The organism is Halomonas sp. LES1 (assembly GCF_031846005.1).
Lineage (GTDB): Bacteria > Pseudomonadota > Gammaproteobacteria > Pseudomonadales > Halomonadaceae > Halomonas.
The window spans coordinates 191,413-215,608 of record NZ_JAVRGC010000005.1 but is presented as its reverse complement, the minus strand read 5'-3'; the positions used below and the strand labels follow the sequence as shown (position 1 = coordinate 215,608).

Annotated in this window: 21 protein-coding genes; 7 read left to right on the top strand and 14 right to left on the bottom strand. The window is 63.6% G+C overall.

Translation table 11 applies throughout. The features are described 5' to 3' along the window. Window positions 1-136: 136 nt before the first annotated feature. Together RM463_RS12730 and RM463_RS12725 are read right to left on the bottom strand one after the other, a co-directional pair. Window positions 137-349 carry a hypothetical protein gene (locus RM463_RS12730; RefSeq protein WP_195688806.1) on the bottom strand — a complete coding sequence of 71 codons (213 nt, stop codon included), beginning with the start codon at window positions 347-349 and terminating at the stop codon, window positions 137-139. A 2-nt stretch (window positions 350-351) separates the two neighbouring features. Then, the gene (locus RM463_RS12725; protein ID WP_311430210.1) at window positions 352-2,031 is read right to left on the bottom strand and encodes an FAD-dependent monooxygenase; all 1,680 of its coding nucleotides are present in this window, start codon (window positions 2,029-2,031) and stop codon (window positions 352-354) included. 132 nt (window positions 2,032-2,163) lie between these two features. Between RM463_RS12725 and RM463_RS12720 the strand changes: the two genes are divergently transcribed. Further along, window positions 2,164-2,946, top strand: coding sequence for a helix-turn-helix transcriptional regulator (locus RM463_RS12720; RefSeq protein ID WP_311430209.1), 783 nt, complete (start codon window positions 2,164-2,166; stop codon window positions 2,944-2,946). A gap of 173 nt (window positions 2,947-3,119) precedes the next feature. Here RM463_RS12720 and RM463_RS12715 read toward each other — a convergent pair whose 3' ends face one another. From RM463_RS12715 to RM463_RS12700, 4 genes are all read right to left on the bottom strand, one after another. After that, window positions 3,120-4,298, bottom strand: coding sequence for a DcaP family trimeric outer membrane transporter (locus RM463_RS12715; RefSeq protein ID WP_311430208.1), 1,179 nt, complete (start codon window positions 4,296-4,298; stop codon window positions 3,120-3,122). Between the two features lie 288 nt (window positions 4,299-4,586). After that, a complete protein-coding gene (locus tag RM463_RS12710; RefSeq protein WP_311430207.1) occupies window positions 4,587-5,627 on the bottom strand; it encodes a TAXI family TRAP transporter solute-binding subunit in 1,041 nt (346 codons plus the stop codon). A gap of 55 nt (window positions 5,628-5,682) precedes the next feature. Further along, window positions 5,683-7,569 (bottom strand): TRAP transporter fused permease subunit, encoded by a 1,887-nt coding sequence (locus RM463_RS12705; protein WP_311430206.1) that lies wholly within the window; start codon window positions 7,567-7,569, stop codon window positions 5,683-5,685. Window positions 7,570-7,748: 179 nt separating this feature from the next. After that, a complete protein-coding gene (locus tag RM463_RS12700; protein WP_311430205.1) occupies window positions 7,749-8,543 on the bottom strand; it encodes a helix-turn-helix domain-containing protein in 795 nt (264 codons plus the stop codon). A gap of 153 nt (window positions 8,544-8,696) precedes the next feature. Here RM463_RS12700 and RM463_RS12695 point away from each other — a divergent pair, with 153 nt between their 5' ends. Further along, window positions 8,697-10,280 carry an alkaline phosphatase family protein gene (locus RM463_RS12695; RefSeq protein ID WP_311430204.1) on the top strand — a complete coding sequence of 528 codons (1,584 nt, stop codon included), beginning with the start codon at window positions 8,697-8,699 and terminating at the stop codon, window positions 10,278-10,280. Between the two features lie 110 nt (window positions 10,281-10,390). Continuing rightward, the gene (locus tag RM463_RS12690; protein ID WP_311430203.1) at window positions 10,391-12,154 is read left to right on the top strand and encodes a SulP family inorganic anion transporter; all 1,764 of its coding nucleotides are present in this window, start codon (window positions 10,391-10,393) and stop codon (window positions 12,152-12,154) included. 235 nt (window positions 12,155-12,389) lie between these two features. On the opposite strand, the gene RM463_RS12685 is transcribed toward RM463_RS12690, so the two are convergent. Then, window positions 12,390-13,442: a TRAP transporter substrate-binding protein gene (locus RM463_RS12685; RefSeq protein WP_311430202.1), complete on the bottom strand. Its 1,053-nt coding sequence runs from the start codon at window positions 13,440-13,442 to the stop codon at window positions 12,390-12,392. Window positions 13,443-13,513: 71 nt separating this feature from the next. Then, window positions 13,514-16,006, bottom strand: a complete 2,493-nt coding sequence (locus tag RM463_RS12680; protein WP_311430228.1) for a cytochrome P450/oxidoreductase — start codon at window positions 16,004-16,006, stop codon at window positions 13,514-13,516. On the opposite strand from RM463_RS12680, the gene RM463_RS12675 reads away from it, so the two are divergent. Then, window positions 16,005-16,682, top strand: a complete 678-nt coding sequence (locus RM463_RS12675; protein ID WP_311430201.1) for a helix-turn-helix domain-containing protein — start codon at window positions 16,005-16,007, stop codon at window positions 16,680-16,682. The two genes, RM463_RS12680 and RM463_RS12675, sit on opposite strands and share 2 nt — an antisense overlap. 57 nt (window positions 16,683-16,739) lie before the next feature. On the opposite strand, the gene RM463_RS12670 is transcribed toward RM463_RS12675, so the two are convergent. Beyond that, the gene (locus RM463_RS12670) at window positions 16,740-17,183 is read right to left on the bottom strand and encodes a hypothetical protein (protein ID WP_311430200.1); all 444 of its coding nucleotides are present in this window, start codon (window positions 17,181-17,183) and stop codon (window positions 16,740-16,742) included. 188 nt (window positions 17,184-17,371) lie between these two features. Here RM463_RS12670 and RM463_RS12665 point away from each other — a divergent pair, with 188 nt between their 5' ends. Continuing rightward, window positions 17,372-18,400 (top strand): aspartate carbamoyltransferase, encoded by a 1,029-nt coding sequence (locus RM463_RS12665; RefSeq protein WP_311430199.1) that lies wholly within the window; start codon window positions 17,372-17,374, stop codon window positions 18,398-18,400. Between the two features lie 75 nt (window positions 18,401-18,475). After that, the gene (locus RM463_RS12660) at window positions 18,476-19,108 is read left to right on the top strand and encodes a hypothetical protein (RefSeq protein WP_311430198.1); all 633 of its coding nucleotides are present in this window, start codon (window positions 18,476-18,478) and stop codon (window positions 19,106-19,108) included. 4 nt (window positions 19,109-19,112) lie between these two features. Here RM463_RS12660 and ruvX read toward each other — a convergent pair whose 3' ends face one another. The 5 genes from ruvX to RM463_RS12635 are packed head-to-tail and all read right to left on the bottom strand — an operon-like array spanning window position 19,113 to window position 22,803. Next, complete coding sequence (gene ruvX / locus RM463_RS12655) at window positions 19,113-19,571, bottom strand: Holliday junction resolvase RuvX (protein WP_311430197.1); 459 nt, start codon at window positions 19,569-19,571, stop codon at window positions 19,113-19,115. A gap of 28 nt (window positions 19,572-19,599) precedes the next feature. Then, window positions 19,600-20,172, bottom strand: coding sequence for a YqgE/AlgH family protein (locus RM463_RS12650; protein WP_195688787.1), 573 nt, complete (start codon window positions 20,170-20,172; stop codon window positions 19,600-19,602). A 17-nt stretch (window positions 20,173-20,189) separates the two neighbouring features. After that, entirely contained in the window at window positions 20,190-21,113 is a 924-nt protein-coding gene (locus RM463_RS12645) for a TonB family protein (protein ID WP_311430196.1), read from the bottom strand. Window positions 21,114-21,126: 13 nt separating this feature from the next. After that, window positions 21,127-22,095 (bottom strand): glutathione synthase, encoded by a 969-nt coding sequence (gene gshB / locus RM463_RS12640; RefSeq protein WP_195688785.1) that lies wholly within the window; start codon window positions 22,093-22,095, stop codon window positions 21,127-21,129. 45 nt (window positions 22,096-22,140) lie between these two features. Then, window positions 22,141-22,803 (bottom strand): S1-like domain-containing RNA-binding protein, encoded by a 663-nt coding sequence (locus RM463_RS12635; protein ID WP_311430195.1) that lies wholly within the window; start codon window positions 22,801-22,803, stop codon window positions 22,141-22,143. Window positions 22,804-22,964: 161 nt separating this feature from the next. Between RM463_RS12635 and RM463_RS12630 the strand changes: the two genes are divergently transcribed. After that, entirely contained in the window at window positions 22,965-24,131 is a 1,167-nt protein-coding gene (locus RM463_RS12630) for an iron-containing alcohol dehydrogenase (protein WP_311430194.1), read from the top strand. Window positions 24,132-24,196: the final 65 nt, after the last annotated feature.

The following is a 24,196-nucleotide window of genomic DNA, read 5'->3' as shown; positions in this document are numbered from 1 at the left end:
GTCGATTCTCTCACGGTTAAGAACATGCATAAGCGACTATTCCACGGCCGCCTGGGCCACTTCAAGAACCTGAACGAACAGGCCAGTCAGCTCGTCGGGAAAGCACCGGCGAAAGGTGGCAAAGACCAACAGGCTGCTAGAGCCCACCCGGGGGGTCGATGGTGGCACCTTCTTTAGCCTCCTCGATGGCCGCCATCACCCGATCGACTTCCGGCACCCGATGGGCCAGCGCCAGTGCCAGCTGGGCCAGGAAGTGACTCTCCTCGCCTTCCGGCAGTTCGTCCAGGGTGGTTGCCAGGTGCTCGTAGACCCGCTCGAGGTCGGCGAAGGGCAGTGTGGTATCAGTCATGATCATTCTCCTCCCAGGGCAGTGGTCACGGCGGCGTCAAGCTCGGCGGGGTCGAGGGATATCCAGCGGGCCACCACATGACGGTCGGGACGAACCAGATAGGCGCTGCCTGGCCTGGCGCCATAGCCGGCAAACAGGCTGCCATCCACATCGACCAGAGTCTGCTCATCACCCGGTGAGCGTGTGAGTCGCAGCAGGGTAATATCGATGCCGCGTGACCTGAGGCACTCCAGCTGTTGCTGCAGCGCCGGCTCCACCCGCCCCTCTTCACTGAAGTGAAGCAGATTGAAGCCGCTGCCCAGGTGATCGAGCATAAAGTCGTTATCACCCAGGCGGCGATTGATCAGCGGCGCGCCAGGAATGGGGCCGGCCTCGAAGGCGGGATCATCGGCCAGGGTCAGCGGGCTCTCCGCGTAGGTATAGGGTGTCACCTGACGCGGGTTGGCGAAGCCGCTGGCGTAGTCGTTGTGGTAGGCCAGCGCCAGGGCGGCATCGCGCATCAGCGCATAGCCGCGCGTCGGAGGCGTCATGAAGCGCGTGCTCTTGCCGGCATTGGCGAACACGTCCAGGGTCGCGCCACGGCGCTCCGGGCTATAGCTGTCGAGCAGGGCCTCCGGGGCCTGCCCCTTGAGCACAGAGGCCAGCTTCCAGCCGGCATTGGCGGCATCCGCCAGGCCATTGTTAAGGCCGCGCACGCCGAAGATCGGCACCAAGTGAGCACTGTCGCCGATGAACAGCACGCGCCCATGCCGATAGTCATCCAGAGCCAGGGTGTAGGCCTTGTAGAGGCTCCACCACTCCAGCTCCCAGTCCCCCTCCTCGTCCATCACGTCACACACGATCAACTCGACCTTCTCCCGAATCCGTTCCTCGCGAACCGCATCGTCGGAGTCCTCCCCCGGCGCCAACTGGTAGTCGATGCGCCAGATATCATCGGGTTGCTTGTGGACCAGGATGGTGGTGTCGGGCATCGCCCTGGAGTGGAAGAAGGCGCGACGCTCGGTCGGAAAGTCGGACTTCAGACGCACGTCGGCGATGACATAGCGGCCCTCGTAGGCCTGGCCATGCAGGGAGAGACCGAGGGACTCGCGAATCCGGCTGCGTCCGCCATCGGCCGCCAATAGATAGTCACACTGCAGCCGATAGGTACCCTCGGGCGTGGTCACCTCCAGAGTGACACCATCATCACCCTGACTCACGTAGGTCAGCCTGCTCTGCCAGCGCATCTCGATCAGCTCGCTGGCGTGAGCCTCGTCGATCAGAAACTGCTCGATGTACTGCTGCTGCAGATTGACCATCGGGTAGTAACGCTCCTGATCGGAGTGCGGCATGCGGAAGCGATAGATCTCGCGGTCGCGGAAGTAGGTGCGCCCCTGGGTCCAGCCCAGCCCCTTCCGCTCGAAGGGTGCATCGACGCCAAGCTGCTGCAGGATCTCGAGGCTGTGGCGAGAGATGCAGATGGCGCGAGAGCCGTCGTTGACGGTGTCCTTGTCATCCAGCACCACGGAGGCGATACCGTGGCGGGCCAGCTCCAGGGCGGCGGTCACACCCACCGGCCCGGCACCAACGATGGCCACCGGGTGGCGCACGGCCTCGCCCTCCAGTTCGGGTGGGCATACAAAGGGAAAATGCGGGTAGTCGAAGTAGAGCGAGTCGGTTTCTAAGCGTCCGGCGGGGCGCATGGACATCTCCTTTGGGGCTTCGGGTTCTTGTGGTCTGATCTGGACGCAGCTTATCCCCGTGCTACCCTCTGCTCATGTCCCAAAAAAAAGGGGACAATCGACGCCTTTACTTCGACCAAGGTAGAAGCCGACATGCCCACTGGCTTGCTCGACAACCGGGACTCGGACTGGCCGGAGCTCATGGCCATCCTGGCCGACTGCGTGGCCCGGCTTGGCGATGAAGCATTCGGTGATCATCTGACCACCCTGCTCCGCAGGAGCCTGGGCGTGGAGCAGTGCATCCTGTTCGCCTATACCCGCAACGACACCATGTCGTATCTGCTGGTGGATAACAGCCGTTATCCCAAGGTAGCCGGGCGGCTGGCCCGCCTCTATGCCGGCGGGCTGTTTCGTCAGGACCCCAACTACCCTCGGCTTCGCCAGCTGCTTCGGGCAGGCGACGGACAAGCGAATGCCGAACTGATCAGCATGCCCGAGGAGATGTCGCCAGCCTACCGGAGCCACCTGTTCGCCTTCCCGGACCTGGCCGACAAGGCCTCCATCATGATCCCTGCCCTCGATACCCTCTACTACCTGAACCTCTACCGAGACCTGGCCCGCGGGCCCTTCAGCCGCCAGGAGCTGGAGGACTTGCAGAGCCTGACGCCGCTGATTGCCAGCCTGATCCGGCGCCACTACCGCCAGGCCCGCCCGGCTACTCTCCCAGCCCGACACGAGGACGCGGAGGCCCTTCAGGCACTCTCCAAGCGAGAACGTGAGCTCTGTCTTCTCCTCCTGCACGGCCATACCCTCAAGACCGCCGCCGCCGAGCTCGACATCGCCCCCTCCACCGCCGACACCTTCCGCAAGCGCGCCTACGCCAAGCTCGGCGTGCGCTCCAAGGCCGGGCTGCTGGCGCTGTGCAGATACCAGTGATCCGCCAATACCCACCTCAGCCAGTGCAGAACACCGCCTGCATTGTTGGCCCAGGATTAGCGTAAACCAAGGAGCATCAAAGATGCCCCGAGGGCCTCCCCGGGGCAAATGAATCGGAATAGCACATTACAGGCCGCTGTTATGGTAGCCACCACGGTGGCTACCGGGCTGGATCAAAAACGGTACATCACCATGCCCTGAAGACGTACGGCGTCGCCATCGTCACCATTGGCGATTTCTCGAGTCTGTCGGCTTACCTCGACGCCATAACTGATGTTACGAACCGGCGACCAGATGTAGTTCAGATGCAAGTCGGTGAATGTTTCATTGGCAACGTCGGCATTGGCAACACCGGCGTCGATGGCGTCGTCCAGATCGGCGGTAGCGTAGCCATAGCCCAGGTTGATATGGCCCGGTCCTGCCGCCACCCGCACACCGGCCGTCCCGCCGGTCAGGGTGATGGGCTCGACATCGCCGGTGGCCGGATCGACATAGGCCGGCGCCCCGGGGGCCTCCTCCATGTAGCCGCCGATCCCGTCGCCATGGGTCACGCTACCCCGCAGCGTCAAGGCCGATGTCAGGTGATATTCCGCCTCCAGATTGACGCCCCAACCAAGGGCACTGTCATCGAGGAGGGCACCGTCCTCCACTTCCAGCTGCCGGACCAGCCCCGACACGCCATAATTGAGGTTGCCGGCCTTGCCCATGTAACGCAGGGTCAGATCGGGCAGGGCTTCCTTGCTTGCGGCATGGGAGATATAACCGCCACGGGGGGTGAAACCGTCTGCCACGGTGCCGCCCAGATTGCCGGGATCTTCCAGGGCTACCGAGAAACCACCGGTGGTATAACGCAGCTGCCCCTGACGCGCACTTTGCGGCAAGCCAGCCTGCCGCTTGAAGTCGATGGTGCGGTTCATGCCAAGGATAAAGCCAAAGTTGCTGGTGGTCTGGCCTGCAGTAATGCCGTTCCATGTACCATAGGCATGTCGCAGTCGAAACTCCTCGCGATCCCCGCCACCGCCAAAGAAGTCGCCCTCGATCACGGTCTTCAACTCTCCTCTGTCTGTCGGGGTTGAAGTGGCGAAGGCAATACGGCTCTGCTTGGCGTGGAGCTGAGTATGCCCCGTGATGTCAGCTCGCGGATCGTCATCCAGCGGAATGGCCGCGTTGGCTCCCGCCGGCGGCAGCTCGGCATCAACGTCATATATCATATCCAACCTGGCATAACCATAGACACTGACGGTAGTATCATTTACTTCAAACTCATAAGCTTGAGCCAGAAGTGGCGTAGCCAAGGCAAAAGTGGTGAGAGCAAATGACTTAACTCCTTTAAACACAATAGAGGATTTCAATTTATTAATTTCCTATATTTTAAACATTAAGATGCTTCATCACACGCCATATAACACGCATGACATTTCCCCGTTCTTGGGATTCGTTATGATGCAGGAGCCCGGATGATCAAATGATCAATAGGGGTTACCCGCTGCTGGCAGCCAGAGAACTTCTACGGAACTCATTCGTGGGTCTAGTTTTGCCGACCCCGGGTGACTGATTACCCGGGAATCGACACCGACATGAGTACTTCCTCGAGCATTGTCGGCAAAGTAGGCCGATAATATATTTATTGGAGCCTTCTATTACTTTTCGGTTAACGCTGCTTCGGGAATCTCCAGCCCGATCTCCCGATAATAACGCTCGGCACCCGCATGCAGTGGCGTGTTGATATCGAGGAAGACATCGTCGAGGGTGATGTTTTTCAGCACCGGAATCTGTGCGGCGCGGGCCTCGAGCCCCTCCCAGAAGGCCTTGGTCATGGCGTAGACAGCCTCTTCCGAGACGTCCTTGTTGGCCACCAGGCCGACGGTGACGCCGATCGTGCGGATCTCCCCCTCGTTGACAAGATTGTCGCCATAGGCGCCGGCGGGGATCACGCCAATCCGATAGCCGGGTCGGTCGAAGAGCGGCTGCAGCGCCGGATCCTCCAGCTTGTCGTCGGGAATGCCGAGCAGGCGAATCTCGTTGGTCAGGGTGATCTGCGAGATCGCGGGGCTGGGTGGCAGGGTCGGGTTGAAGTAGACGTCGATATGGCCATCCTGGAAGCTCTGTGACGCGGCGTCCCAGCCCAGACTGACCACATCGTAGTCCTCTTCCGGCTTGAGGCCGGTCAACCCCTCGATATAGAGCCTCGCGGTCTGATAGGCCGCACCGCCCGGGGGCCCCAGGAACACCTTCTTGCCCTCGATATCATCGAAACCCTCGATGCCCGAGTCGGCGAAGGTGGCGACGTGGTAGTAGCCCATGGGGAAGTTGAAGACGGTGCGCAGATTGCCCGCCAAGGCCCCCACCCCCCTGGCCTCGCTGTAGGGCCCGGTCTCCGTCGCCATCATGTGGTACAGGTTCGGCGAGGACATGAAGAAGTCGGAGCGTCCCTGGGCCGTTTCCACGGCGTGGCGAGTGGCGGCTCCCGTGGCATTGACCTGGATGGCGTACTCCTCGACCTGGTCGTTGACGATGGTGGCAAAGGTATTCATGACGATATACGGGGAGGTCCCAGGCCCCAGCGTCGACATGCGCAGGTTCTCGGCGGCGCTGGCCGCGCCGCCGGTCAGCAGCGTCGAGCAGAGAAGGCCGGTTGTCATGAAACGCTTGAGATCGGCAGTGACGTGTCTATGCAGCATTGTTGTTCTCCAGTTCAGGGTAAAGAGGGTGCGCCGCCCGGCGCATCCATGGCGCTCAAGGGCCAAGCGTTGTCGTCTGCTTCGTGGGGTCACGCTTTCCTAAGCGATGGAGGAGCTCTGCCATCACGGCCATCGCCAGCACCGCAAGTTGCAGGAGGAGACCCGGCAGCACCAGGAGAATGGCCCCGACCATGCCCGCCACGGCCCAGCGCCCTCCCCGGCCGGCAAACAGCGCCAACATCCAGATGGCGGCAGCGAGACGGAGCAAGGCCCAGGTAAACTCGACGACCGAGAAGTCGGCGATCAGCAGCAGTGAAGGGCTATAGACAAAGGCAAAGGGCACCAGGAAGCCCATCAGAGCCAGGCGCAAGGCAGAGACGCTGATGCCCATCGGATTGGCATCGGCGATCGATGCGGCCGCATAGCCGGCCAGCGCCACCGGGGGGGTGATCGCCGACATCACCGCGAAGTAGACCACGAACATATGCGCCGCCACGGTGGGCACGCCCAGCGCCTCCACGGCGGGGCCCATGACCAGGATGATGATCAGGTAGGCCGGCACCGTGGGCATGCCCATGCCCAGCATCAGGCAGGCCATCGCCATGACGATCAGCGACATCAGCAGCGAGCCGTCCGACAGCGCCTGCGCCGCCGAGGCGAAGCGCAGCCCCAGACCAGTGAGGTTCATCACGCCAACGACGATGCCCACCGCGGCCACGGCAACCAGCACCTGGGCACTGGCATTGGCTGCCCCGACCACCGCCGCTCGCAGCGCGGTGAGGGAGCGCGCCTGACGATTGAGAGCGAAGCCCAGTACCAGCGCGGCGACAATGGCCCAGAACCCGGCCATGGCGGGCGACGAGCCGAGGATGAGCATGGCGACGATCATGCCCAGCGGCACCAAAAACACCGATAGCATCAGCCAGTCGCGCGCGACCATGCGCGGCAGCAATGAACGATCGGGGCGCTCGATGCCCTGACGCTTCGCCTCCACCGAGATGCAGGCGAACAGGCTGCCGTAATAGAGCAGGGCGGGAATCAGCGCCGCCAGGCAGATGTAGAGATAGGGGATGCCGGTGAGGTCGGCCATGATGAAGGCCACGGCGCCCATGATCGGCGGCATGATCTGCCCGCCGCTCGAAGCCGCGGCTTCGACGGCACCGGCGAAGCGGCCGGTGAAGCCGGTGCGCTTGATCATCGGAATGGTGACGACTCCGGTACCCACGACGTTGGCGACCGCGCTGCCGGATACCGAGCCGAACAGGGCGCTGGCCAGCACCGCGGCGTGTGCCGCACCGCCGCGCAGCCAGCCAAGTCCGCGCATGGCAAGCTTCAGCAGCACGTCGCCCGCTCCCAGCGCCTCGAGCAGAGTACCGAAGATGATGAACACGATAATGGTGCCCACCACCACGGCCAGCGGTCGGCCGAAGACGCCATCGAAGCTGTACCACAGCGTCAGCATCAAGCTATCGACTCCTACCCCGGCGTGGCCCAGCATGCCACCGGCATACTCGCCGAACAGCGCATAGACGATCGCCACCAGGCAGACCAGCACCAGCGGCAGCCCCACCGCGCGGCGGGTCATCTCCAGCACCACCACCAGAGCGCCCACACCCAGCACCACGTCCACGGGTACCAGAAAGTAGAGGCCGAACTCCAGCGAATTGGCGATCATGGCATAGCGTACCAGCGCCGCCACGAAGACCGCCGTCAGCGCCAGGTCGAGCAGCAGGCGTGCGAGGTGCTTCGTCGTGCTGGGGCGAGTCAGCAGCAGCAGGATACCGAGGCCGAGACCTCCGACACGCGCCAGCGTCTCGTTATAGATGCCGAAGCGTGCGGTATAGAGGGCACCGGCGACCAGCGTCAGGGCGAAAAGCAGAAACAGTGCTTGCCTGAGCCAGCGGGCCAGTTGAAAGAAGCGGTTGGGATGGGTTGCGGTCATCGAGGGCTCCTTCATCCGAACTGTTGTCCGGATGGTTTGTTGTGGCTGCAACTTTAGGTCCCCCCGACCGCCCTCGCCCAGAGGCAGGTTTCACCTCGTGAAATAAATGGCCCGAGTCACTCTGGTAAGACGACTAAAGTCGCATGATTCGTGTGGAGCCTCCCGCAGCAAAAAGCTACTCAGTAAAGGCCCTGATCATGGAAGGCCTCCGCCAACACCGCCGCCGCCTCGCGGAGTCGCGCCGCAAAGCGGACCTCTACCCCTTTCTCAGGATGTGCCGTGTTTATCCAGACCAGGCTAAGACAGGCCTGCACATCCCCCATGACGATGACCGGCACGGCGATCGCGTCAAACTCCTCCTCGCTAGCCGAGGGTAGTGGAAACACCGTAGGATCCCGCTGGGCATAGCCACGCTGCTGCACCACACTACGCAGCCTGTCGATATAGCCCTTGTCCGCGGCCAACAACGCCTCCTCTCCCCCCTTCTTCTTGAGCTTGTCGAGGATCGTGCCGAGCCGACGCTCGTCACAGAAGCCCAGATAGGCACGCCCCATGGCCGACTTCAGCATGCTGGGCCGATAACCAACCACTTCACGATTGAGCACGATGGCGGTGCGCCGGCGGGAGGTTTCGATGATCGCCATGCCCTCTCCATCGAAGATGGCGATATCGGAGGGCCAGATGAGCTCCTCCTGAAGCTGCTCGAGAACCGGCGCGGCAAGCTGCGCCACCGCATCATGGACGCTGACATGTTCGCCCAGATCGTGCAGCCGATAGGTAAGTCGATAGCGATTGTCACCCAGGCCACGGTAGACCCAGCCCTCATGTTCGAGCGTGGCGAGAATGCGCAGAATGGTAGCCCGGTCCATGCCGGTCGCGTGATGAAGCTCGCCCAGAGTGACCGGGCCACTGGCCTGATCGATGGCGTTGACAACGGTCAGGCCTCGGGCAAGAGAGCGAATCCGCTTGGTCATAAGTCGCCTCGTCTTTTTACTGTGTGAAAGCCTCTGTTGCGGCAGCTCATCTGTCAATGGAGTGTATGGATCATTCTTTATTGCCAGCGCCGTGGCCGGTGCTTCACCCAGCACAGCCTTCTGGCGCCCTTACCAGCGCAGGCGGACCCACTCATGCATCAAAAGACTCCCAACATTCTCTTTATCATGGCCGACCAGCTACGGGCTGATTATCTCTCTTGCAACGGCCATCCCCACATCCATACGCCCCATATCGATGCCTTGGCGGCGCGCGGCGTCAACTTCACCAAGGCCTACTGCCAGGCTCCGGTGTGCGGCCCCTCGCGGATGTCCTTCTACACCGGCCGCTACGCCATCAGCCACGGCGCCAGCTATAACAACGTTCCTCTGCGCGTCGACGAGCGAACCATCGGTGACTATCTGCGACCCCAGGGCTACCGCACCGCCCTGGTGGGCAAGACCCATATGCGCCGAGATGAAGAGGGCATGTCTCGCCTGGGACTCGACCCCGACTCCTCTCGGGGCGTATTGATCAGCCAGTGCGGCTTCGAACCCTACGAACGAGACGACGGCCTGCATCCCGATCAGTCGGCCGACCCTGACCTGCCCTACAACCGCTATCTGCGCGAGCATGGCTACGCAGGCGACAACCCTTGGCACAGCGCCGCCAACTCGGCAGAAGGCCAAGGCGGCGAGTTACTGAGCGGCTGGTACATGCGCCACTCTCACCTGCCCGCCCGTGTCAGGGAGGAGCACTCCGAGACCGCCTACACGACCATGCGCGCCATGGATTTCATCACCGAGGCCGGCGACTCTCCCTGGTGCCTGCACCTCAGCTATATCAAACCCCACTGGCCCTACATGGCGCCGGCCCCCTACCACGCCATGTACGGGCAGAAAGATATACTGCCGGCGGTACGCTCGGAGCAGGAGCGCGAGCAACCCCATCCGGTGCTCGAGGCCTTCATGAATCACCCGGAGTCGCTGGAATTTTCCCGCGTGGAGGTACGTGAACGGGTGATCCCCGCCTATATGGGACTGATCTCTCAGCTCGATGATCATATCGGTCGACTGATGGCCTTCCTGGAAGAGCGCGGCCAGCTCGACAATACCCTGATCGTCTTTACCTCCGACCACGGTGATTACCTGGGTGACCATTGGCTGGGGGAGAAGGAGATGTTCCACGAGCCCAGCTCACGAATTCCAATGATCGTGGTGGACCCTTCACCCCAGGCCGATGCCACTCGTGGCACGGTCTCTGACCGGCTGGTGGAAGCCATCGACCTGGTGCCCACCTTTATCGACTACGGCGGTGGCGACAGCCGCGCCCACGACCATGTACTGGAGGGTTACTCGTTGCAGCCCCTGCTGCGGGGGGAGGAGATCAGCAGGTGGCGCACCCACGCCTTCAGCGAAGCCGACTTCGCCTGGCGGCCAGCCCGGCTGACCCTGTCGCTGGCGCCTGATCAGGCCAGGGCCTTCATGGTGACCGACGGTCGCTGGAAGTATGTGCATTACGAGCACCACCGTCCTCAGCTGTTCGACCTGAAGTCGGACCCCGACGAGCTGCATGACCTGGCCGGAGAGCGCCGCCACGACGAGACACTGCAGTCGCTGCAGGACGCTCTCGGTGACTGGGCGAGAAAGCGCAATAGCCGTATCACCGTCAGCAATCAGCGGGTCTGCGAACAGACAGGCATGGCACACAAGCGCGGCTACCTGTTCGGTGTCTGGTAAATGCTCCGTGCCGAGAGCCGAGCGCGTCGGACGACTCGTATCATCTTGGCCCCCTTGGATTACCGCAGACCCCAGCCAGGGATTGGCTAGCTCATTTTGAGGTGTCGCTTATGGCGTCCAGACTCTCGCGCTGCCTGCCCTTCCTCCACTGGGGCCGGTCCCTCGACCGCCGGATGCTGGGCGCCGACCTGATGGCCGGCCTCACCGGTGCCATCCTGGTGCTGCCCCAGGGCGTTGCCTATGCCTTCATCGCCGGCCTGCCACCGGAGGTCGGCCTCTATACCGCCATCGTCGCCGCCATCGTCGCCGCGCTGTTTGGCAGCTCCTGGCATATGGTGTCCGGCCCCACTGCCGCGCTGTCCATCGTGTTGGCCAGCGTGGTCGGCGGCCTCGGCCCCCTGGAGCCATCGCAATACCTTGCTGCCGCCCTGACCGTCACCCTGCTGGTCGGCTTGATCCAGCTGGCCATGGGCCTGCTGCGCCTTGGCAGCCTGGTGAGCTTCATCTCCCATACGGTGGTGATCGGCTTCACGGCGGGGGCGGCGATTCTGATCGCGGCCAGCCAGCTGAAGCATCTCCTCGGGCTCTCCGTCGCTGGTGGCCAGGGCTTTCTGACCGATCTGTCAGCCTTGGTGCAGGCGCTCCCGGAGACCAATCCCTATGCGCTGGCCATCGGCCTGATCTCGCTGCTGACCTCCCTCCTGATACGGCGGCTCAACCGGCGCTGGCCCCATCTGCTGCTGGGTCTGGCCGCCGGCAGCCTGGCTTGTCTACTGCTCGACGGTGAAGCCCATGGGGTCGCCCTGGTCGGCGCGCTGCCCGGCACCCTGCCGCCACTGACGCTGCCCGAGCTGTCGCCGGACAGCCTGCGGACCCTGACCTCGGGGGCCTTTGCCATCGCCCTGTTAGGCCTGATCGAGGCGGTGTCGATCGCACGCGCCATCGCCCTGCGCTCGCACCAGGTAATCGATGGCAACCAGGAGTTCATCGGCCAGGGGCTGTCCAACATCGTTGGCGGCCTCTTCTCCTGCTATGCCAGCTCGGGTTCCTTCACTCGCTCCGGCGCCAACTACGATGCCGGGGCGCGCACCCCATTGGCCGCCATATTCGCCGCCGTGCTGCTGGCGCTGATCCTGGTGCTGGCCCCGGGCATCACCGCCTATCTGCCACTGCCCGCCATGGCCGGGGGCATCCTGCTGATCGCCTGGAACCTGATCGATGCTTCCCATATCGGCCAACTGGTACGCGCCAGCCGCCATGAAGCACTGATCCTGACGACGACCATTGCCGCTACCCTGCTCGTCGCACTGGAGTTCGCCATCTACATCGGGGTGCTGCTTTCGCTGGTGCTCTACCTGAAGCGCACCTCACGCCCGACCATCCTGGAAGTGGCACCCCGCCAGGACCACCCCCGCCGTCATATTCGCAACGTCCAGCGCTACGCGCTCCCCCAGTGTCCCCAGCTGAAGATCCTGCGCATCGACGGCTCACTGTTCTTCGGTGCCAGCGACCATGTGCAGCGCCGCCTTCGGGCGCTCAGCTCCGAAGCTGGCGCACGGGTACTGATCATCGGCAAGGGCATCAACTTCATCGACACCTCCGGCATCGAGATGCTGCTTCAGGAGATTCGTCGCCTTCATCAGCAGGGCGGCGAGCTGGTGATCAGCTCGCTCAAGGGCAATGTGCTGGATGAACTGCGCCGCCGAGGTGACCTGCAGAGGATCGGCGAGGAGCGCTGCTTCGAGACGCCCAGTGCGGCGATCGCGGCCATGGCCCCGGCGCTGGATCGAGCCGTCTGCGGGACATGCCACCAGCGTATCTTCACCGAGTGTGGCCAGGAAACGGACAACCGCATTCCAGTCACGGTGGTCTAATCGTCAATAAAGAGTGCCCAAGTCACTGCAGGATTCATCTCATGGGGCTGCGTGCTCAGGCCGACTCCTTCCCAGGATCATATACCTGACAGCACGGCAGGCCGGGGGTATTCAAAGACGGGGATTCTGGGGCTGTGTTGACGGGATTGAATGCCAGAGCCGAAAAGCCCCGGCAACACGCCAGGGCTCTGTATGTGACGATAATAATCTCTGATGGTCGAGCTCTATACTGGTATCACCCTTGCTCAACAAGATCGTCTTCGGTAAGCCCCTCCTCTTCGCCAGCCTCCTCCAGCTGCTCGTAGAAGTGCTCCAGGGCAGCCTCACCATCCACGCCCTTCTCAGCCACCGCTTCGGCCCACTGTTCGGGTAGGTCCTCGACCAGGGTCATGAAGCGATCAACCTCCTCCTGAGGCAGCTCGATGAAGGTATTGCCCATCTCCTCGGCAAAGGCCATGCCGCGCCCGTCAACGACGTCCATCATGAAGCCGAACAGTCGCGATAGCCGCTCGCCGGAGACCGACAGCAGCGCCTCGCGATCCTCTTCTGGGAGCGAGGCCAGGGTGTCGGGGTTCATTACCAGCGAGAAGCTGCCGCGATAGAAGCCGCCGGGCATCAGCACGGTGTTGGGCAGCACCTCGGAGAGCCTGAAGCTCTTGAGCCCTTCCTGGGTCAGCATGGCGCCATCGACCACGCCTTGGGAAGCCGCTTCATAAGTATTGCCCGGCGGCAGGGCAACCCCCGTCAGGCCCAGGGCCTCGGAGACATCCGCCATGACGCCGCCGCCGATGCGTACCCGATTGCCGGGCAGTTCATCCAGACGCTCGATGGGCTCTTCGAGAAAGAGCGTGCCGGGCCCGTGGACACCGAGCCCGATGACCTCGACGCCTCGATGCTCGTTGAGATCGGCAAAGTACTCCTGGTGCGTTCGCCAATAGGCCACCGAGGCAGCCTCCGAAGAGAAGTCCTTGAAGGTAGGAAACTCGGGGAGCTTGGTCAGCTCGAAACGTCCCGGCATCAGACCATGAAAGAGCCAGGTAACATCGGCAACGCCATCGGCAATCAGCTCCATCTGCGCGCCAGGAGGCCCCATGTCATGGACCACATTGACGCTCACCCGGCCGTCGGTAGCCTCCTCTATCCAACTGCCCCAAGTCGGCCAGACGATTGAGTTGACCCCGTGGTTAGGACCTGCCCAGGTGCTGATCTGCAGCTCGGTGGCCGCCGCACTCTGGAAGATGCCCAGCGTCAGGACGGTAGCGGTGGTCAGGGTTGTCAGTTTTTTCATTATTAGTTTCCTTCTATGCTTACCTTGGAGATAAATTACGTCTCAAGGAGCGCTCGAGAATAGCCAGTCGTTTAGAGAGAGAGCACCAGACGCTTGCCCTTGGCACGTGAACAGCAAGCCATCATGCGATCACTAGCGTCGCGCTCGGCACGACTGAGCACCAGGTCACGGTGATCGATATCACCCTCGGTAACCGCTACTTCGCAGCTACCACACAGGCCCTCACAGCAGTCGCTAGGCACATCCACACCGGCCGCTGTCAGCGCCTCCAGCAGAGTCTGGTCGTTGCCGACCCGTACCGTCAGATCGGAGTCCGCCAGCACTGCCTCGAAGGCATGCTCATTCTCGGGATCAAGAATGCTGGAGCGGGCAGTAAAATGCTCAATATGCAGTGTACCCTCGGGCCAGTTCACCGCCAGTGCCTCAAGCGCCTCCAGCATGCGCTCGGGCCCACAGGAGTAGACATGCTCCCCCTCGGATAGGCCGGCCAGCACTCCTGGCAGGTCGAGGCGGCAGCCCTCGTCACCGGCATGGACGGTCAGCGCTTCGCCATGGTCACGCTCGACTCGTTCCAGGAAGGCCATGGTCCGTCGCCCGGCGCCGCAATAATGGAGCGCATAGGGCTTGCCGAGCGCCTTGAGCCGATCGGCCATGGCAAGAATCGGTGTGATGCCGATACCACCGGCAATCAGCGTATAACGTGTGGCTGTCTCGTCCAGATGGAAGTGGTTCTTGGGGCCGGCAATATGCAGCACATCGCCCGGTTTCACCGTATCGTGGAAATGAATCGAGCCACCACGCCCCTCGGGCTCGCGAAGAATGGCAAAAGACAGGCGACTACGATCGCCGCGCTCTCCACACAGCGAGTAGTAGCGGCGCCACTTACCCGAGACTAACTCGATATGTGCGCCGGGAGACCAGTCGGGAAGCTCACGCCCATGTGGATCGACCACATCGATTCGAATCACCGCATCAGCTTCACGGGCCACCTCGGAGACCACGACTCGACGCAGAATATCATCCTTGATAGGAGCGCCAATATGGAAGTGCGTGGGATTCTCCAGCACCGAGCGAGTAAGACGCTCAGGGTTCTGGGCTGGCTCCCACTCCACCCATAGCGACGTCGGACCGCGAAACGAGGTGTTGGGCAGATACTCGAACGTCTGGTCTTCGACCAGCTGCATGTGCGGTAGGCGACGGACAAACTCATCGAGGATGATCCGCATCTCCATGCGAGCGATGTTCTTGCCCATGCACTGGTGCGCGCCATAGCCGAATGTAAGGTGCTCGGCCGCGTTGTGACGATAGATATCGATCTCGTCGGGATTCTCCCAGTGACGTGGATCACGATTGGCCGATGCCTGCACGATCAGCAACTTGCCACCCTTGGGAATCTTTACACCGCCGACTTCCGTGTCCTCTGTTGCGATGCGCCGCCAGGCGACGACGGAGCCCGCGACACGCAGGCACTCCTCTATCGCGCTGGGAATCAGGGTGGGGTTTTCGCAGATATCATTCCATGCCTCTCGGTTCGACAGCAGAGTCCGAAAGGCGTTGGCCGTAGCAAAGGCCGTCGTTTCGTGTGCCGCCACCAATATCGCCATCATCATCGAGCGCAGATAGCTCTCCGGTACGATGTCGGGATGCGTTTCATGCATGCGGATCGAGTCATACATCCAGCCTTCACCGGTGGGATCGGCACGCATGCGGTCGAGGATCTCCTGTGCCGTCTTCCAGAACTGGCCGACATCCTCGGCAATCTGCAACTGCTGCTGTGGAGAGGGGCGACCCCAGGTATTGATCGTATGCGCAACCGAGAATTTACGCAGTTCCTTGGCATCCTCGTTAGGCACTCCGAGGAAGCGCAGCGCAACGGTCATGGGGATTTCGCGAAACATCTCGCCAACCAGATCTGCACGACCCTTGTCGATGAAGCGATCCATATAGTCACGCACCAGCTCGCGTACCCATCCCTCGTGTTTTTCGAGATTCTCGGGCAGGAAGGCATCCATCAGCAGGCGGCGCCGTTCCATGTGGTCCGGTTCATCCTCATTGACCATGGTACGACGCATCGCGTAACCGTAGCCCTCGAGGATTTTTGCCGCCTCCGGTGGTGCTGGGGTGAGCTTCTCCAGCGCAATGGAGGGAGAGAATGTCAGATTGTCACGGAAAACAGCCTTGACGTCCTCGTAACGGCTTACCACCCAGTACCCCAGCTTGGGGCTCCAGAATACCGGCTCCTGATCCCGGGACCAACGCAGGGCCTCGGCCGGATCGAGTTGATAGGGGCGATCGAAGGGATCGAAATTACCCGCCTCGGCGGAAACCGGGCATCCATTGGGCGCCGTGGTGCTCGACCGATCAAAAGGGCACCCCCCCATGCCGGCCGGTGAAGGTGCAGAAGAGGAAGCTGGGCGCATGATCCGCTCCATAAGATTTAATGTTTTACTTTTATCGCACATCTTGTAGTGTTTATCGAACAGATGAAACATAGACGCTCGAGATAACGGCGTCAATCCCGCTTCTGGCAGAGCACACACGTCTTCAGGGAGGAGTCGCGACATGTCCACGACGCTACAGACGCTAGACAGGGGGCTGAGGGCCCTTAGGATCATTGCCGAACATGACGGAACGGTAAGCGTCGCCACGCTGGCAGAGGCTCTCGATGTGCATCGCGCCATCGCCTACCGCATCGTGGCGACCCTCGAGGGGCATGGGTTGGTCGTTCGCGGCGAGGAGGGGGGGCTAAGACTGGGGGCGGGCGTGGCCCTGCTGGCAGCTCACTTCGAGCCCCAACTGCGGCGAGTGGCGCAGCCTCTGCTGGAACAGCTTGCCCACCAGACCCGTGCTACCGCCTTCGTCTCCGTGGCCGAGGGCGATGAGGCTGTCGTGATGCTGGTGGCCGAGCCGGATGAAGGCCTGCTGCGAGTCGGTTACCGGCTGGGTAGTCGCCACCCACTGTCTCAGGGGGCGGCTGGCATCGCCATCCTCGCGGGCCGACCGCCGCGGCCGAATGACAGTGAGGCGCTCCGGGAATCGCGCCAACAGGGGTACAGTATGACGAAGGGGCAGCTCCAGAAGGGAGCGGTAGGCGTGGCCAGTCCGATAGTCACCCGTAGAGCCGGTGCCGGGGTGGAAAGCTCCGTGGGTGTCGTTGCGATGGAGGACCTGGATATCGAGCGGGCAGCGACTGCCGTTATGGCATGCGCGCGTCGGCTCGCCGAGCTGATGGAAGGCTAGAAAGGGCGAAGCCTCGATCACTCGAGGCTTGAGGGTTCATTTCCTGGTCGCAACTCCCTATTGGGCAGCGCGGCTGTCGAACGCTTCGGCATTGGGGCAGAAGCCGCGGCACTCCTCCAGATCGGCGCCGCCCCGCATGGCCTTCCAGCACCGGCCAACGACCGGGCAGCCGTTGCAGGTGGCGCGCATCGCACCATAGTCCGGATCGGTGGCCAGCTCTGCCTCCTGAAGGCCGAAGCGCTGCATCAGCACCGGCATCAGGGTCCTGGCCGGCTTGAAACCGAGAGGCTGTCCGCTCTGGAGCTGACGCGCCATCTCCCGCTCGAAATGGGCATCGAGAGGCAAGTCCAGATCCTCGAGCATCTCGTTGTAGGCATGCGAGGCCTCATGCTGCATTTCCTGGACCAGCTTTGGCGTGGTGGCTCGGTAGCAGCTGTCCACGAGGCGAGCCCACCAGGCTTGTTTGGGAACGTCGTGACGGGTGGCGGTTGTCGGGCTCATGGCATCGCTCCTGTTATAGCTTTGTCGGATCTGGCTTCGTATGGGAACAGTATCGCGAACGATGGGGGCACTCGCCTTGACCCAGGTCATAAAAAGTTTCAAATGAAACTATATGAACAACCGGTGAACCCGACCGCCCTCGGCGCTACACTAGCGGCCGTTCATTCGCCCCAGCCGAGGCCATGCCGATGAGTCACCATCTGCTCTCCGTCGATTCCCTGTCCCGCGACGATGTCGATCACCTGATGCGGGTAGCCGCCCGCATGGAGCCCATCGCCCAGCGACGCCAGGTCACCCGCGTGCTGGAAGGGGCCGTGCTCGGCAATCTCTTCTTCGAGGCCAGCACCCGTACCCGGGTCAGCTTCAATGCCGCCTTCTGTCGCCTCGGCGGCAGCGTCTGCGACACCACCGGCTTCACCTTCTCCTCCATGGCCAAGGGCGAGTCGCTCTACGACACCAGCCGGGTGATGAGCGGCTACTGCGATGCCATCGTGATGCGTCATCCGGAGCTTGGATCGGTGGCCGAGTTCGCCGCCGCCACCCATGTGCCGGTGATCAACGGCGGCGACGGGCCCGGCGAACACCCCAGCCAGGCCCTGCTCGACCTCTACACCATCGACAAGGAGTTCGCCCGGCTGGGCAAGTCGCTTGCCGGTGCCCATGTGCTGATGACCGGTGACCTGAAGTACGGGCGCACCGTCCACTCGCTGATCAAGCTGCTGTCCCTCTACGCCCCCATGCGCATCACCCTGGTGGCGCCGCCGGGACTGGAGATGCCCAGACAGCTGATCGACCTGGTGACCTCCCGGGGCCACCGCGTCGAGCAGCGCGACAGCCTGGCCCAGGAGTATGCCGATGTGGACGTGGTCTATACCACGCGCATCCAGAAGGAGCGCTTTACCGCCGAGATGAGCGAGGGCTTCTGCCTGTCACGCGACTTCACCGTGGACCGTGCCTTCCTCGACACTCGCTGTGGGCGCGACACCCTGGTGATGCACCCGCTGCCCCGGGACAGCCGCCCCGAGGCCAACGATCTCGATGTCGACCTCAACGGCGACCCACGCCTGGCGGTCTTCCGCCAGACCGACAACGGCATCCCGGTACGCATGGCGATCTTCGCCACCCTGCTCGAGGTGGACGAGCTGATCGAGCGGGAGCTGCGGCCGGTGCGCTGGTTCGTGCCGCCTCGCCTGGGCGTTGACGACCCGGCGCTGTAGGCAACGCGCGGAGTCGTTGCCCTCGCCTATGCTGAGGGGTAATCCCTTCCCCTTGGCGGCAAGAGGCACCACGACATGAACCTGCAACGCGCCTACCGGCTACTGGCCCTCTTCTATACCGTGCTGCTGCTGGTCGGGGGCATTGCCCTGCTGGCCGGCGGCGGCAGTGCCCTATCGCTGGTTCACCTCGCACTCGGGGCCCTGGCGGTCGTGGGGCTATGGGGGTATACCCTCAACCGTGGCTTCATGAGCCCGAGCCTGTGGCGACCCCTGGCGGCGGTGCTGGCGGTGGTGTCCCTGATCCAGCTGTGGGCGGTGTTCAGCCTCTCGCTCTCCGGTGAAATGCTCACCTGGATGCTGGCCAGCACGATCTTCTCGCTGCTGCTGGTGGTGATCCTCTATCGTTACGGCGACCGCGACCAGGCCCACTGGGCCACGCCCGAGGAGCTGGAAGCCGCCCGGCGGCTGGAGGCGATGCTGGAGGAGGGGGAGGGCCCGCTGCAGGCCGAGAGTCGTGATGGTGAACGCGAGTCTCGGGTCACGGTGGTCAAGACCGGCGATGCGTACCACGCCAGCGTGACGCGCCGTCGCCACGCCGAGCGCGAGGCCTTCGAGGAGCGCTTCCGCCACCCCGCCACGCTGGTATTCTTCCTGGAAAAGTTCGCCGGTGTGTCGGTAGGAGACTTCAAGCGGCCCGACCCCGCCTGAAGCCTTAGCGCTGCGTCAGACCGTCCCGGGGCAGCCCCTCACGGGCGACGAACCAGCGTTCGAGGATCAGTACCGCGCTGATGCCGTCGACACCTTCGTCACGCCAGCTGCCCCGATGGCCACGCTCCCGGGCGATCGCCTTGGCCTCGCCGGTGGAGCCGCGCTCATCGACCATCTCGCAGGGCACCCCGTAACGCCCGAACAGGCGCTTGCCGAACTTGCGGGCACGGGTGCTCATCTCCTGCTCCTCACCCGCCGCCGTGAGCGGCAGGCCCACCACGAAGAGGTCGGGCTGCCACTCCTCGACCAGCCGCCCCACCTGTCTCCAGTCGGGAATGCCCTCCCGGGCCGGCAAGGGGTCCAGCTCCCGGGCGCTGCCCAGCAGCTCGTTGCCCACCGCCACACCGATGCGGCGAGTGCCGAAGTCGAAGCCCAGGATCAGGCGTTCGCCTGGCCTGGCCATCAACGACCTCCTGCCATCAGGGGACTGCTCATGAGTGTCCCGCCTCTCGGGTCATGAGGTTGAGGTCGACACCGAGAATACCCGCGGCGGCATTCAGTCGCTGCTCCGGTGGCACCTCGAAGAGGATATCGCTGCGCCCCTCCACGGTCAGCCAGGCATTGTCGAGCAACTCGGCCTCGAGCTGGCCCGACTCCCACCCGGCGCAGCCCAGGCACACCAGGAAATGTTCGGGGCCACGACCGGCGGCCAGCGCCTGGAGCATGTCCATGGAGGTGGTCAGGGCAACCTCATCGGTGACCTGAATGCTGGAGTCCCACTCATCGCTGGCGCCGCGATGCAGAATGAAGCCACGATCCTTGTGCACCGGACCACCGAAGTAGACCGGTGCGTTGCGATGCGGGCTCTCCTCGCCGCCGAGGTCGAGCTGCTCGAACAGCGCTTCCAGCGTCAGCTCGAGGGGGCGGTTGACGATCACCCCCATGGTGCCCTTCTCATCATGGTCACACAGATAGCCGAGCGTGCCGGCGAAATTGGGATCTTCCTGGTGTGGCATCGCCAGCAGGAAGTGATCTTTCAGGCCGAAGTTTTCCACGGATTGCATGAGACTCCCCGGCGGTTCTAACGCACGCCGTAATTGTTGCCTTGACCGAACCGCCAGACGCGAGTGATGGAGAGCGTGTCCAGGTTGCCCATGCCCGCATCGAAGGGGCGATAGGGGGCGGCACCATGAACGGTATCCAGCGCCGCCTGGTCGAGTTCGGGATGTCCCGACGATTGTACCACCTCCGCCTGGCGCAACTCGCCACCACGACCGACCACCACCCGTATGCGCAGCTGGCCCTGAAGATGACGCGGTGCCGGATGCACACGGTTGCCATAGGCCTCGACTCGACGCGTCCAGTCGTCGATATAGCGTGCCTCGGCGGCGCGCTGGGCGGCCTGACGAGGGGCCGCACTGTCGAGGCCCGGGGAGGTCGGCGCCAGGCCCTGCTCGCGGATGCTGCGAGTGGCATCGGCGAGCAGATCACGGCCCGAGGCGGTCGGCGTCGCCACTCGAGGCTCGGCCTCGGCAGCCGCCGTCTGAGGGGCCTCACGGGGTGTCGGCGGCATCGGGCTCTCGGCCTCGGATTCCGCCACCGATGGCGCCTCCTCGACTGGCGGTGCCTCGGGGGTGACCCGCTCGGCCGACTCGGGTGGTGCCGGCGTGGCGGGGTCGACATCCCTGGCCCCCTGCTGCGCCGTTGCCGGGGCCACCACCGGGGCCGCACGCGACTCGGCAGGCGCCTCCTCCTGCTGGGTGCCGGCGGCCTGCTGGCCGGTTTCGGCGATGGCCTCGGCGTTTACCGGCGCCTCGGCGGGGCGAGTCACCAACACCACGTCGAGACTCGAGCGCTCGGGAGGAGGAGGAGCGGCGAACTGCCAGCTCGCCACCACGCCGATCAGCGCCAGGTGCAGCAGCAGCGCCAGTGACCAGGCCAGCCAGCGCCGGTAGGAGCGGGTGACCGGGGCATACTGGATGGGGTCGCCGACGGCAAGCGTCATGACGGCTCGCGCCTCAGCCTCGCGCCGCCGCCAGGCGACGCTCGATGGCATCCATCAGCAGGCCGGCGATATCGGTACCACGCTGGTCGTCGATCTCGCGCACACAGGTGGGGCTGGTCACGTTGATCTCGGTGATGTAGTCACCGATCACATCGAGCCCCACGAACATCAGCCCCTTCTCGCGAATCATCGGCTGCACCTGGCCAACCAGCCAGTGATCACGCTCGGTGAGCTCGCGACTGACTCCGTTGCCGCCGGCGGCCAGGTTGCCGCGGGTCTCGCCCGCCATCGGTACCCGGGCCAGGCCATAGGGTACCGGCTCACCATCCACCAGCAGGATGCGGGTGTCACCATCCTTGATCTCGGGCAGGTAGCGCTGGGCCATGATCTGGCGCCGACCGCGCTCGGTGAGGGTCTCGATCACCGCCCCCAGGTTGCGCCCCTCGGGGCCGACATGAAAGATCCCGCTGCCGCCCATGCCGTCCAGCGGCTTGAGAATGACATCCTGATGCTCGGCATGAAAGGCGCGCAGCTCGGTCTCGCTGCAGGAGACCAGGGTCGGCGCACAGCACTGGGGGAACTGCTGAGCGAAGAGCTTCTCGTTGCACTCGAGCAGCGCCCGGGTGGGGTTGACCACCAGCACCCCCTCGCGCTCGGCGAAGCCGAGCAGATGCACCGCATTGAGGAAGTCGGTATCCACCGGCGGGTCCTGGCGCATCAGGATCACATCCAGCTCGGCCAGGGGACGCGGCGAGGGCTCGCCCAGGTCATACCAGTGACCGGGGTCGCGATGCACCTCGAGGTCGCGCATGCGCCCGAAGGCTCGCCCATCACGCAGAAAGAGATCACCGGGTTCGAGATAGTGCAGCGAGGCACCGCGATCCCGGGCGGCCCACAGCAGGGCCAGGGAGGTGTCCTTCTTGTAGGTGATGTCCGCGATGGGGTCCATCACCACGCCGATCTTCAGCGCACGTTCGCTCATGGGGTCGGATTCCGGTCGAGAGTATGAATAGGGCCAGTATGCCGGCTACTCGCCGCTGGGCGCCAGCCGGATGCCGGTAGGCTCCAGGGTGATCAGCCGACGCTTGTAGAGCCGGCCGATGGCCTGCCTGAAGGCGTTCTTGCTGACTCCCAGACGCGCCTTGATCTCGGCGGCATCGCTCTTGTCACCCAGCGGCAGGTAGCCACCGCTCTCACGCAGCGCCTTGAGCACCGTCTCACCTACCACGTCCAGGCGCGCCTCGCCCGGGGGCAGCAGCGAGAGGTCCAGGCGGTTGTCCTCGCGCAGCCGCTTCACGTAGCCGGTCAGGCGCTGGCCACGCCGCAGCGGTCGAGTCAGGTCATCGCGATAGAGCACGCCCCAGAAACGGTGGTTGACCACCGCCTTGAGGCCGAGGTCGGTCTGCTCGGCGACCACCAGGGTCACCTCGTCGCCGGCGCGAAGCCCCTCGGCCTCGTCGGCGACGAAGCGCTCGAGCTTCTGGGAGGCGACCGGCCGCCCCTGCTGGTCCTCGTAGATGCGGACCAGCACTCGCTTGCCGACACTGGGTTGGAAGCGCTGCTCACCATAGGGCAGCAACAGATCGCGGGGCTGCCCCCAGTCGAGGAAGGCACCGGTATCGTTGACCGTCACCACCGGCAGATAGGCCACCTCGCCCACGCTGGCCCTGGGCTCGCGCGCACGGCGCATGGGCTCCCGACGAGGAGTACCAGCGCGGGCAGAACGGCGATCACGGGAGTCGGGCATAAGAACGGTTTCCGCAGGAAGTGTTATTACTATTATGCTGCCGTGGTACCGAGATACAAAGGCATCATACTCACAGCCCGATAACTAATAACATGGGAGCCCATATGTCGACTCAGATTATCCTGCCGCGCCTGATGCAGGTCGGCGACAACGCCAGCCAAGAACTGCCTGCCGTGCTGGCTAGCCTCGGCTGCCGGCGTCCACTGATCATCACCGACAAGATGATGGTGCAGCTCGGCTATATCAGTCAGCTTCAAGACATGCTGGCCGAACACAAGATTACGGCAGATGTCTTCGACGCCACCGTGCCGGAGCCCACCGTCGGCTCGATTCAGGCCGGCGTGGAGATGGCACGCAACGGCGACTACGACGGCCTGATCGCCCTGGGCGGCGGCAGCCCCATCGACAGCGCCAAGGCCATCGCGATACTCGCCAGGCACGGCGGCGAAATGCGCGACTACAAGTTTCCCCGCCAGGTCAACGAAGCGGGCCTGCCGATCATCGCCATCCCCACCACCGCGGGTACCGGCTCCGAGGTAACACGCTTCACCATCATCACCGACGAAACCAGCGATGAGAAGATGCTCTGCGTGGGCCTGGGCTTCATGCCGATCGCCGCACTGGTCGACTACCGCCTCACCCTGAGCCTACCGCCACGTACCACCGCCGACACCGGCATCGATGCGCTGACCCACGCCATGGAAGCCTACGTCAGCCAGAAGCGTAACCCCTACAGCGACAGCCAGGCGCTCTCGGCGATGCGGCTGATCGGCCCGAACCTGCGCCTGGCCTATCATAACGGCGATGATCAACAGGCCCGCGAAGCCATGATGCTGGGTTCCACCCTGGCTGGTGTGGCGTTTTCCAACGCCTCGGTGGCCCTGGTGCATGGCATGAGCCGCCCCATCGGCGCCCACTTCCATGTGCCCCACGGGCTCTCCAACGCCATGTTGCTGCCCAGCGTCACTGCCTTCTCGATTCCCGCCGCGCCTGAGCGCTACGCCGACTGCGCCCGTGCCATCGGCGTGGCCGACGAACAGGACGGCGACGAGGCAGCCAATCACAAGCTGCTCGACGAGCTCAAGGCCCTCAATGAAGAGCTGCAGGTGCCTACGCCCGAGCGGTTCGGTATCGAGCGAGAGCACTTCTTCGAACTGATGCCAGAAATGGCCGAACAGGCACTGGCCTCCGGCTCCCCCGGCAATAATCCCCGCGTGCCCGACGCCGACGAGATCATCGAGATCTACCGGCAGCTGTGGTCCGACGCCTGAACCCGGGTACCCCTGCGACGCCGGTGCCACATCCATGCCACAGGACCGGCATCCATGGCATTTTT